Annotated in this window: 12 protein-coding genes; 1 reads left to right on the forward strand and 11 read right to left on the reverse strand. The window is 37.9% G+C overall.

All coding sequences use genetic code 11. From position 1 onward, the window contains the following. Positions 1–25 precede the first annotated feature (25 nt). The 5 genes from R2S57_RS16940 to R2S57_RS16960 all read right to left on the reverse strand — a co-directional run bounded on the left by R2S57_RS16940 (position 26) and on the right by R2S57_RS16960 (position 5352). Positions 26–1288 (reverse strand): metallophosphoesterase, encoded by a 1263-nt coding sequence (locus R2S57_RS16940; RefSeq protein WP_316846133.1) that lies wholly within the window; start codon positions 1286–1288, stop codon positions 26–28. Between the two features lie 92 nt (positions 1289–1380). Next, positions 1381–2868: a sigma 54-interacting transcriptional regulator gene (locus R2S57_RS16945; RefSeq protein WP_316846134.1), complete on the reverse strand. Its 1488-nt coding sequence runs from the start codon at positions 2866–2868 to the stop codon at positions 1381–1383. A 21-nt stretch (positions 2869–2889) separates the two neighbouring features. Next, entirely contained in the window at positions 2890–3183 is a 294-nt protein-coding gene (locus R2S57_RS16950) for a DUF3861 domain-containing protein (RefSeq protein WP_316846135.1), read from the reverse strand. Positions 3184–3250: 67 nt separating this feature from the next. Further along, positions 3251–4348 carry a vWA domain-containing protein gene (locus R2S57_RS16955; RefSeq protein WP_316846136.1) on the reverse strand — a complete coding sequence of 366 codons (1098 nt, stop codon included), beginning with the start codon at positions 4346–4348 and terminating at the stop codon, positions 3251–3253. A 122-nt stretch (positions 4349–4470) separates the two neighbouring features. Then, positions 4471–5352, reverse strand: coding sequence for a carbohydrate kinase (locus R2S57_RS16960; protein WP_316846137.1), 882 nt, complete (start codon positions 5350–5352; stop codon positions 4471–4473). A 93-nt stretch (positions 5353–5445) separates the two neighbouring features. On the opposite strand from R2S57_RS16960, the gene R2S57_RS16965 reads away from it, so the two are divergent. After that, entirely contained in the window at positions 5446–5871 is a 426-nt protein-coding gene (locus R2S57_RS16965) for a nuclear transport factor 2 family protein (RefSeq protein WP_316846138.1), read from the forward strand. 184 nt (positions 5872–6055) lie between these two features. Here the strand turns inward: R2S57_RS16965 and R2S57_RS16970 are convergent, their stop codons facing one another. From R2S57_RS16970 to hemW, 6 genes are all read right to left on the reverse strand, one after another. Beyond that, the gene (locus tag R2S57_RS16970; RefSeq protein WP_316846139.1) at positions 6056–6670 is read right to left on the reverse strand and encodes a sugar O-acetyltransferase; all 615 of its coding nucleotides are present in this window, start codon (positions 6668–6670) and stop codon (positions 6056–6058) included. 109 nt (positions 6671–6779) lie between these two features. After that, positions 6780–7658: a cupin-like domain-containing protein gene (locus R2S57_RS16975; protein ID WP_307525669.1), complete on the reverse strand. Its 879-nt coding sequence runs from the start codon at positions 7656–7658 to the stop codon at positions 6780–6782. A 127-nt stretch (positions 7659–7785) separates the two neighbouring features. Continuing rightward, on the reverse strand, positions 7786–8571 hold the full coding sequence (locus R2S57_RS16980) for a DUF3050 domain-containing protein (protein ID WP_316846140.1): 786 nt from the start codon (positions 8569–8571) through the stop codon (positions 7786–7788). Between the two features lie 393 nt (positions 8572–8964). Further along, the gene (locus tag R2S57_RS16985; RefSeq protein ID WP_316846141.1) at positions 8965–9516 is read right to left on the reverse strand and encodes a fasciclin domain-containing protein; all 552 of its coding nucleotides are present in this window, start codon (positions 9514–9516) and stop codon (positions 8965–8967) included. 316 nt (positions 9517–9832) lie between these two features. Next, positions 9833–10615, reverse strand: a complete 783-nt coding sequence (locus R2S57_RS16990) for an SDR family oxidoreductase (RefSeq protein WP_316846142.1) — start codon at positions 10613–10615, stop codon at positions 9833–9835. Positions 10616–10720: 105 nt separating this feature from the next. Beyond that, positions 10721–11857 carry a radical SAM family heme chaperone HemW gene (gene hemW / locus R2S57_RS16995; protein WP_316846143.1) on the reverse strand — a complete coding sequence of 379 codons (1137 nt, stop codon included), beginning with the start codon at positions 11855–11857 and terminating at the stop codon, positions 10721–10723. Positions 11858–11985 lie beyond the last annotated feature (128 nt).

An 11985-nucleotide genomic window follows, 5' to 3' on the forward strand; every position in this document is an offset into this window, starting at 1 on the left:
TGTCAGATGGTAACATCTGACATCACTATGCTCTCTTCAAGGTAAAAATCGTGATCTCTGGTAAAATACCAACCCTGCCCGGATAACCTAAAAAACCATAACCTACATTAACGTAAAGCTGTTGTTTTTGCTCCTGGTATAAACCTGCCCATTCTTTGTAGATGTATTGTACCGGGCTCCATTGAAATTCTTTTAAACGAACACCAAACTGCATCCCGTGCGTGTGACCGCTAAACATGGCATCTATTTGCGGATATTTTTGTAAAACTTCTCCTCGCCAGTGCGAAGGATCGTGACTTAGCAAAAGTTTAACTGGTAAATCATCTGTATTTTGAACAGCCAGTTCCATTTTTCCATATCTAGGAAAACGGCCCATTCCCCAGTTCTCAATGCCCAGAATACCTATTTCTTCGCCATCTACCTTCAACCTGCGGTTTTCATTCATCAATAAATCGTAACCCATTACTTTATGTACATCAACCATATCTTTCAGGTTTTTTACTTTGGCTGGAGAAGATTCCTTGCCGAAATAATAATCACCATAATCATGATTTCCCAATGATGAATATACACCTAACGGCGCTTTTACTTTCGAAAATATATCCTGATAATCTTTTACTTCGTTGGTGAGGTTGTTCACTAAATCGCCTGTAAAAAAAATGAAATCTGGTTTTTCCTTTAAGAGCATTTCTACGCCGCCTTTTACGGCAGTTTTGTTATAAAAACTTCCGGAGTGGATATCAGAAATCTGTCCCATGGTGATGCCGTCGAATGCCTTTGGCAGGTTGGGCAGGATTAAATTCACTCTCCTCACCTGATAATCGTAAGCTCCTGAAATAATGCCCCAGCTCAATGATGTTAGAGGAACAGCTGCGGCCACCAAACCCGCTTTAACTAAAAACTCAGAACGGGAAATAGGTTCTGCCGCGGCAGATGTTGCTATAGGTTGTGTAGTCGAAACTTCATTCTTTTTATTTCTTTTAAAAATCTTGATAAATAACCTGCGTAAATCATCCAGTACCAAAAAGGGCAACATGGCCAGTTTGCAGGCTACAGTTAAAAAGAATGCTACTAGAATGATGGCTCTTAGGGTAAGAAAAAGATTAAGGTAAATACCACAAAACACACCAATAATTAATAGTATGCTATATGTCCAGTAAGCAATAGCAAATACTTTTTTTGTGTTTGGTTTCCATTTTTTAAAAACGGCAATAATGGCTTTAAAGCAGTAAATATCAAATGCAATAATAAAAATGCAGTCGACAATGATAAAAGGTAATCTTCCCATTATGTATTCGGGTTTATAAATAAAAAAGCTTTGACAGATATTCTCCTAAAGGAAGAATTTGTCAAAGCTAATCAAATTAGATAAATTCAATATTATCTGAAATCGTCTTCATCCTCTTCTTCGTCGAATTCGGCGTTAAATAAACTGCCAAACATATCCGAAAAGCCGAAGCCGCCGTTTAAATAATTTTTGCTTAGCTGCGAGTATTCTGCCAGGCCATGTAATACGAACTCCATTAACAATAAAGTTTGATTTTCGCTTAATTTTGGATGGAATTTTTTAACCAGATCGTATAGGTTTGGTACCAGCATTAATGCTTTTTTATACTGTGCATTGGTTAAAGCATCGGTAACATCAACGTTGTTGCCTTCAGTAAACCATTCGGTTACTTCGGTATAAGGGTTGGCTGTTTTGCTCTTTTTCGCTTTTTCCGGGTCAGGGAAGTAACGTGCAAATAAGGTTTTAACGGCTTTACCGATTAAGGTGGTAGCCACGTGCGCAGGCCCTTCCAGCTCACCTTCATAAACCAGCTCTATTTTACCTGTTATAGCAGGAATAATTCCAGCTAAGTCGGATAAACGCACAAAAGTATTTTTCTCACCTGCAATCAACATTCTTCTTTCGGCAGTGCTGATTAAGTTTTCGTAAGCTGAAATGGTTAACCTTGCCGAAACACCTGATTTTTGATCAATATATTCGCTTTTACGCGCCTCAAAAGCAATCTGCTCTATTAAATCTTTCACCAAACCGTCGGCTTCAATATTGGCTTTTTGATCGGCCGTTAATTTAGCTTCCTGAAAAGTAATTTTGCGCGAAATCTCAATACTCTTAGGATAGTGGGTTAAAATCTGACTTTCAATTCTATCTTTCAAAGGGGTTACAATGCTTCCACGGTTGGTATAATCTTCAGGATTTGCTGTAAATACAAACTGGATATCCAGTGGTAAACGCAATTTGAAACCACGGATCTGAATGTCTTTTTCCTGCAGCATATTAAATAATGCTACCTGGATACGCGCCTGTAAATCTGGAAGCTCATTAATCACGAATATACCGCGGTGTGCGCGTGGAATTAAACCAAAGTGAATTACACGTTCATCATTGTAGGTTAATTTCAATGTTGCGGCTTTTATAGGGTCAACATCTCCAATTAAATCGGCAACGGTAACATCTGGTGTAGCCAGTTTTTCGGTATATCTTTCGCTGCGGTGCAGCCAGGCAATTTCGGTATCATCACCTTTTATGGCAATTTCGTTTTTGGCATACCACGAGATCGGATTCAAGGGATCATCGAAAATCTCGCTTCCGGCAACGTAAGGTACATACTCATCCAGTAAGTTTACCATTAAACGGGCAATCCGTGTTTTCGCCTGTCCACGTAAACCTAAAAGTAAAATATTATGACGTGATAAAATGGCAGTCTGCAATTCAGGAATAACCGTTTCATCGTAACCGATAATGCCTTCAAACTCGGTTTTTTTATCGCGGAGCACTTTAATCAGATTTTCTCTGAGTTCTTCTTTAACGCTTCTTGATGTATAATTTGTAGCCTTTAACTGGCCTAATGTTGTATTTTGCATATATGGGATCTATACTATTCGTTATTTACGCTTCAATTTTTTCATAAACTCACCAATTGCCGGCTGAAGTTCTTTGAAAAGTTCAAGGTCTCTGTTTTTTAAAACTACTTCTGTAAACATTTTCAAACCAATAGCAAACTCAGTACTTTGATTTTCGTCATCAAAAATGTTTTTGCTTTTAATGGCATTTATAATGCTAAATATATTGTCGTGGTTATCAAACTCAAGTGTTAAAGGTGCATTTCTGATGTCTTCTTCTCTTGCTAAAGATATTTCTTCTAATGTTAACTTATATCTGTTTGTGCGTTTAGCCATATTAATTGATATGAGGTTCACCATGATTGTAAATTGCCGTTAAGCAACATATCTTCCGACTCATGACTTATTTAACTGTTTTTCTTCTGTTTTTAATATAATCTTCAAAAATGTACTCGCCTAAGCCTGTTAATGAGCTATAAAAGGCCCTTCCGCCATTAATCTCGGTAAACTGGCGGACAAATTGTTGTAAATACGGGTCTTTGGCAATCATGAAGGTGGTGATCGGGATTTTTAACCGCTTGCATTGAGCCGCCATATTTAAGGTTTTATTAATCACCTTTCTATCCAAGCCCATACTGTTTTTATAGTATTTGCCATTTTCTTTCAGGCAGGTTGGTTTTCCATCCGTGATCATGAAAATCTGCTTGTTGTGCGTTTTCCTTCGGCGGAGTAAATCTGCAGCCAACTCTAAACCTGCATAGGTATTGGTGTGGTAAGGGCCAACCTGTAAGTAAGGCAGGTCCTTCACGCTGATTGGCCAGGCATCATTTCCAAAAACAACAATATCTAAAGTATCTTTAGGATATTTCGTCTTGATGAGTTCTGCTAAGGCCATTGCAACCTTTTTGGCAGGCGTAATCCGATCTTCACCATATAAAATCATCGAGTGCGAAATATCGATCATCAATACCGTTGATGTTAAGGTTTTAAAATCCTTTTCCTCCACTTCCAAATCCCGGTCGGTTAAAGTGAAATCGCCAATGCCGTGGTTAATCTGTGCATTTTGGATGGAGGCGGTCATGTCGATCTGGTCTAAACTGTCGCCAAAACTGTATTCACGCCTATCGGCATTTTTCTCTTCGCCAATACCCGATTGGTCACTATTGTGGTTTCCCCGGCCAGATTTTTTCAGTTTCCCAAAAATTTCGTCTAAGGCAGATTTGCGGATTGTCTGTTCCGTTTTGGCTGTAATTTTAAACTCTCCCGATTGATTGTCTTCGGTCAGATAACCTTTGTCTTTCAGGTCGTCGATAAAATTACCGATACCATAATCGTTGTTGGTTAATTTATATTGTTTATCGAGCTCGTTCAGCCAGCTTAAAGCCTCTGCTGCATCTCCTGCTGTATAGTTTAGCAATTCGCTAAATAATTTCAGCAACTCATCGAACCCACCCTTTGGCGTATCGCCAGGCTTGTAATCAGAAAAACGAAAACCTCTCATGTGCTTGTATTAACGATTTATCGAAGATAAAAGTTTCGATTTGCATTAATTTAAGCGGGGTGTCATATTTGGAGCGGAGTGCAGACCCGCAGGTTTCAAAAACCTGCGAGGTCTTTAAAAGCTTACCCCAATGCCATATGGTAAATCTTTTTATTATAATCAGGATTAGCGCCAGTTTGTGAAGCCACAAAAGCACCAACTTTGCAGGCATTATCCAAAGTGGTTTCCATAGGATAACCTTGCAGGTAGCAGGCAATAAACGTAGCTAAAAAAGCATCGCCGGCACCAACGGTATCGGCTACCTGTACTTTGTAACCCGCGTGTTTAAACAATTTGCCATCTTTTAGTACACATGCGCCTTTATCGCCAAGTGTTAAGCAGATGATTTCGATATTAAACTGACTGGAAAGTTGTTTTAAAAGTTGTTCGTCTGTATTGCCAGTTAAACTAAACGATTGTTTAACCCATACAATTTCATCCTCGTTTATTTTAAGGATATCAGCTTTTGCCAATAGTTCAGCGATTAATTCTTTCTCGAAGAATGGAGCGCGTAAGTTGATGTCGAAGATTTTGGTTTTAGCATTTTCCAAAAGCGCAAGAATAGTTTTTTTAGATTGCTCCTCCCTGCAGGTTAAACTACAATATACCAAAGCATCGGCCGCTTTTACGGCGGCTATGTTTTCATCAGTTATTTTAATGTCGTCCCATGCCACGGGCTGTTTTATGGTATAGGTAGCCTGATGGTTTTCATCAAGCTGTACCACAACAGTGCTGGTAGGCAATTTGCTGTTTACCTGAATCAGATCACTTGCAAAATGGTTGTATGCTAAAAAGTTCAATAACTCTTTGCCATTATCATCATCACCAACAGCGCTGATGAAACTGCTTTCTATACTTTGTTTGTGTAAATTAAGCGCAACGTTCATGCTCGAGCCGCCAGCCTTTTTCCCCTCCGGGAAAACATCCCAAAGTATTTCGCCAATTGTAATTACTTTATTTTGCATAGCAGATTTATAGATATGTAAATAAAGAATTTTTACCCATGGAACAAAATAATTTGTTTCATATCTTTAATTTTTACCTCAATTTCAATAACTATGAAAAAAACACTTCTTATCGCCTTGCTATTAGTCTCATTTGGCACCTACGCCCAGAATGCAAAAGATAAACAAGCCATACTCAATCTGCTCGAAAAGCAACGTAACGACTGGAACAAAGGCGATGTTGAAGCTTTTATGCAAGGTTATGTAAAATCAGACAGTTTACTTTTTGTAGGTAAAAGCGGACCAACCTACGGTTGGCAAAAAACACTGGATAATTATAAGAAGGGCTATCCCGATAAATCGGCAATGGGGTTTTTGGTATTCGGGATAAAAAAGGTCGATTTTTTAAACCCTGATCTTGCTTTTGTATTGGGCAGTTGGAATGTTAAACGCGAAAAAGACGAACTTAAAGGATATTTTACACTCTTGATCAGAAAAATTAATGGAGAGTGGAAAGTAGTTGCCGATCATAGCAGTTAAGGATGGAAAATGTGAGATGGAAAATGGATGAGGTGAATCGTCATGATGAAACACAACTATATACTCCTCGTTTGTAACGAGGATTCGCGGGAACAGCATTTTTAATGCTGTGTGTATAAGTATAATGGCGATAAAACCGCCTCTCTCATGCATCCCCGTTGCAAACGGGGATGCATGATTCAGTTTATTCCCCCAACTTAAAATCCTTATAATAATAATCCTTGTCTGCATCTGTCAACTGTCGGATTACCCTGCACGGGTTTCCTGCGGCAAAAACATTATCCGGGATATTCCTGGTAACGATACTGCCCGATCCGATCACTACATTTGACCCGATGGTAACACCTGGATTAATTACTACATTGCCACCGATCCAAACACTGTTGCCAATGATAACTTCCTGTGCCCATTCATATTCCTGATCTCTCAAATGCGCATGAATAGGATGTCCTGCGGTATAAATGGCAACGTTAGGGGCAATAAAAACACTACTGCCAATCCGTACTTTAGCACAGTCTAAAATAACAAGGTTAAAATTTGCATAAAAATTATCGCCGATTTCGATATTATAGCCATAATCACATCTAAATGGAGGTTCAACATAAAACATCCTTTCTGTTTTTCCGAATAGCTTTTTTAGTAATTCTTTACGCTGTTTGATAAATTTTGGTGCGAGGTTATTAAACTCGAAAACGAGTTCGCGTGCTTTTAACCTTTCCTTAGAAAGTTCTTCGCCTCCGGCTTGATAGGCCTTGCCTGCCAGCATTTTTTCTTTTTCGCTAAGTATGTTATTTTCCATTGGTATCTGATTTTTTAAACTGATGCTAAAACTAAAAGTTTGCACAATAATAACAAAAAACGGGGCTATCGTTACCGATGCCCCGTTGTATTTTAAATTTCTATCATTTTTATGGCCTGCCTTTGGCTAAAGCTCTTTCAGCAATTTTGACTGCTTTTTTCTCTCTCCAATGCGCATATTTTTCTTTAAAGGTCATTTTAATCAAACTGTCAATTGCACCGTGCGTAAATAAACTCCATACGCTGGCTACTTTGCGGGTAATCGATTGGTCCCAGGCCCTTAAACTTAATGAAAATGAGCCATCCAGATATTTCATCCAGTGCCACATGCCTGTAGGCATAAATAAAGTATCGCCATGCTCTAAAAAAACTTCGTAACCTTCTACACCGTTTAACGCAGGGAATTTTTCGAAATCAGGGTTGGCCACATCGTAATCTTCCAAAGCATAAGTTGCATTTGGCAAACAGTACAACCTATCTTTCCATTTGTTATCGAATAAAACAATATGTTTTCTGCCGCCAAAGTGTGTATGGAAAATGTGTGGCAAATCGATATCGTAATGTAAAAAGGTTACCGAGTTAGAACCACCAAAAAACATGGCAGGCATACTTTCGATAAAGCCACCCATTAAATCTTTGGGGATTTTTACATCATTGATTAAACTAGGAACTTTCTTAAACAGGTTAAAAAAGAATATCCTCAGTTCGGTTGGTTCACGCTTGATCAGATCAAGGTAATCGCCAAATTTCATGTGCGCGGTAGCCGCATTGATCGGTTTGGATGGATCTGCTTTAGAGTTATCATAAAGTGGAACTTCCAGTTCACCGCCAATTTCTTTTAAATATTCAGTTGTCCATTTTTCTCTGGCAGGCCAATCTTTAGTTAGGCCTTTGATTACTAACGGACGTTTAGTTTTCAGATAATTTTTCTTAAAATCTTCGGGAGTGATGCTCTCAACGATATCAACAGGTTTTAAAATGAAACTCATGCGCTTAAAATCGGTTATTTGTGCCGAACAACAAATGTGTAAATTTTATTTTACAAAATCGATGTTAACAGGTAAATGTGACTAAAATTACGTAATCTAAATTAGCAAATACTTAACAATTTAGTAATTACGCCTCAACTTTATTTTTAACAATTTCAGCATAGGCTGCATCCCACAAATCAATCCTTTTCTGTAAGGCCTGTTTTGTGGTTTCTTCTGCTTCTGACCAAAAGGCTTCATCCTTCTCACAAAGCTTCTCTGTCATCGAAAGCGCCAAATGGCTATGGTGGTCGCCATCTACTTCAATATGGCGTTCTAAGTAATATTTAAAAATCGATACCTTGTCTGCCTGTGTGCTGTTCAGATCATTTACCATGCTAAAAAACATGTTAGGTATTAAATCTTCCCGGCCAAAGGTAAAACTTGCAGCCTGTAAATGTGTTTTTCCGCTGTTGATGGTTTCGAAAGTGGCATTTACAAAGTCTTTTGCACTTGCAGGCACATTAGCTATATCGAAAGCTTCACTAAAGCTTTTGCCGTTTATCAGTTCATTTAAAAAGGCCTTAATCGGTCTGGTATTGGCTCCGCATTGATCCATTGCATCTAAATAGAGTTCGAAATGACTTTTAATGGCTCCATCTGCATCAACATCCGATTCTTCACCAGCCACAATTTCATTAATCAGTTGGCGGGTAACAGGGTCGCCAACCGGGAACCAAGGTAGGGTAGTGCAGGTTAAGTTAATCTGTAAAGCTTTAAGCAACGACATGAAATCCCAAACGGCAAAAATGTGGTGCTCCATAAAAATCTGGAGATCTTCCAGTTCGCTAATGGCCGAATAAACTTTATGGTTAATGATCTCTTGCTTAACCGGCTCTATTATTTCCTGAATTTTTATAATATTGGGATGCATGTATGGAATTTTTTAATGACTGAGTTTTGAATGAGTGAATTTAAAATTTTGAAAGAGAGAAAGATTAAACTAGCATCACAAAACATGCCCATCCGATCATTCTCTCATCCAATAATTATTATTTCGGTAAATTCTTTTCTTGAGTTTTGCCTGCTATTAATCAGTAGGTTTATTTTCTATCTATAATGCGATATATTTTTTTTAAGCTGCCAAATTTAAGCATCATAATTAAATGTAGAACAAAGCTGTTCTAATAATAAACTTGTAAAAACTGAAAATTATAAATAGCTGACAATTAAACAATAAAAAAACGTTCTTGCGGTAAGCAAGAACGTTCATGTATAAATCACCTGGAATATGATTTATGTTTTTAATAAGGATAGCTTTCAAATATTATTTTGGCATTAAAACAGTGTCGATTACATGAATCACACCATTTTTTTGATACACATCAGCGATTGTTACGGTGCTCATTCCGCCTTTTTCATCTTTTAAAACCAATTTTTTGCCTTCCATCCAAGCCCAAAGTTTTCCACCTTGTACTGTAGTTAGTTCTGCTTTACCACCGCCCGCTTTAATCGCTTTTGCAATGGCTTTGCTATCCATTTTACCGGCAACAACATGGTAAGTTAAAATAGTTGTTAGCATTGCTTTGTTTTCTGGTTTAACCAAATTGTCAACAGTTCCTGCAGGAAGTTTATCAAATGCAGCGTTAGTTGGTGCAAAAACAGTGAAAGGACCAGCGCTTTTTAAGGTTTCTACTAAACCTGCTGCTTTAACTGCTGCAACTAGTGTTGTATGGTCTTTTGAGTTTACGGCATTGTCTACAATATCTTTAGTTGAATACATTGCTGCTCCACCAACCATTGGGTTTTTTTGAGCGTAAACTTGAGTGGTGAATGCCATTGTAATTACGGCAAATACGGATAAGATTAAATTTTTCATTATTTCTAATTTTTAAGTTTCTGTTATTTGATTCCATTTACGACGGCTTACAGATGCTTGGTTTTTAGAAATGAAAATTATTATTTAATCTATTGATTATTAGTTCTTTAATTTTTTTTACAAATGTGATTTAGTACTTCTCCGGATGGGGCAGTCTCACTTTTCGCCGAATCTTTTGGATGTTCTTCGGCTCCACTCAGAATAACAGTTAAAAGGATCTCACTTCAATTGGATTTAGGTAAGTTGTCTTCTTCTCTAAGTCGCATCCATTGCGAAAATCGTTGGTCGCGCTTATCGCCAACCGCAATACGCAAAGCTAATTTACCTTGGCTGTTCTCACTTTTTTAGAAAAAATCTTTGGGAAAAAACGCTTTAACAATACAGCTCTGGTTTCTTTTCCGCCGATATAAACTTCTTCTTTTTTGCTTTTAATTGCTAATACAATTTGCTTGGCACATTCGGCAGGAGTCATGGCATTTTCATGTGCATCCCCCATCATATTTAGTGGATTTCCGTCTCCGGTAAGCGCATTATAGGTCACATTTGTTTTGATAAAACCTGGACATACAATGGTAATATCGATATTTTGATCATAGACTTCCGAACGAAGGGAATCGAAATAACCATGCAAAGCATGTTTTGAGGCTGCGTAAGCAGAGCGGAATTTTGTGCCAAATTTTCCAACAAGACTACTGATTGCAACAATTTGTCCGCCACCGTTTTCGATCATTAAAGGCAGAACCGCTTTGCTCAGTATAACTGTTCCCCAGAAATTGGTATCCATAATCTGTTGCTCAGTTTGTAAGTTGGTTTCCAGCGCTAAACTTCTCTGGCTTACACCACCGCTATTGATCAGTAAATCTATTTTGCCAAAAATGCGTATCGCGTCGGCAGCTTTGCTTTCGAGTGTTGCAATTTCGCTCAGATCGAATGGCAAGACATGTACATTAAAAGAATTTTGACAGTTGCCTTTTACACGAAAAAGCTCATCGCGGTTTCTTCCCGATATAATCAGTTTGTCGCCAGCTTTAAAATGTTCATATACCAGTGCCTCGCCAATACCTGATGATGCGCCTGTAATCCATACAATTTTTGACATAGATATATAATTATTGAATTAGAGAATGATTGAATGACAGAATGATGGACTTGTGTTACGAAGCATTCTCTCATTCAAAACTCATTTATTCTCTAATTCGTTCCTTTACTCATTTTCTGCTACAATAAACAATTCAGAAGCAATATGATCGGCAAATAGTTTCCCATTCTGACTTAAGCAGATTTTATCTCTTTCAATGATCAGCCAATCTTTATCATCGAAATTTTTTAGGTTATGTTTTGTCTCTTCTAAAAAGTCTTTCCCGAAATCGGTATTTATTTTTTGCAGATCAGTTCCCCACACCGTCCGGAGTGAGGTCATGATATATTCGTTAAACCTATCGTTCAGGCTTAATTCCTCAACAATTTCAGGGAGTTTGTTATTCCCTAAAGTTTCGATATATAAAGTGTTATTTGCAGGGTTCATGTATCGGTTTTGACCGTCGAAGCCATGTGCTGACGGCCCAACGCCGATATAATCTACACCTTTCCAGTAATTGGTATTGTGTACCGCATAATGCTTTGGTTTAGCAAAATTAGAAATTTCGTAGTGTTCAAAGCCAGCTTCAACCAATTTGTCCATCAAAATTATGAACTGGGCCGCACTTTGGTTATCACTTACAGGCGTTTGTTTTTTGTTTTTAATGGCATGTGCTAAAGCTGTTCTTGGCTCAACAGTTAAAGCATACGCAGAAATATGCGGAACTTCCAGTTCAATGGCTTTCTGAATATTGTTCAACCATTTCTGATCGGTGAGTAATGGATATCCGTAAATTAAATCAAGGGTTAGATTTTCGAATCCTGCATCCTGGCTTCTTCTGATACAATCTTCAGCTTCTCTGGCCTGATGTGCACGGTTCATCCAGATCAGGTCTTCATCATAAAAAGATTGGATCCCTACACTAAAACGGTTAACAGGCAATTGCTTAAGCTCTTTTAATTTCTGAGCGGTTAAATCATCAGGATTGGTTTCGATGGTGATTTCTGCATTTGTATCGACTGAAAAAGTATGGTTAATCGTATCAAAAATCTTTTGCAATGCTGTTTGCGACAGAATAGAAGGTGTTCCCCCGCCCAAATAAATACTTCCAATCTGTCCGCTAATTCGATCTTTTTTCATTTTGATCTCTTTACAGATCGCATCGACCATTTCATCAGCATATTTTAAAGAAGTGCTGAAGTGAAAATCGCAATAGTGACAAGCCTTTTTACAGAAAGGAATATGGATATAGATACCAGACATTGGTGCAAAGATAATGAAGTTACTTTTTCTTTATTGTCATAATATGTGGTTACATCCTTCAAGAACTTAACCGTGATTAAAAGTAAAGCTATAACTTTACTTTATTATTGTTTTTGTAAAGTAATAAC

This window comes from Pedobacter psychrodurus (genome assembly GCF_032678585.1).
GTDB lineage: Bacteria > Bacteroidota > Bacteroidia > Sphingobacteriales > Sphingobacteriaceae > Pedobacter > Pedobacter psychrodurus_A.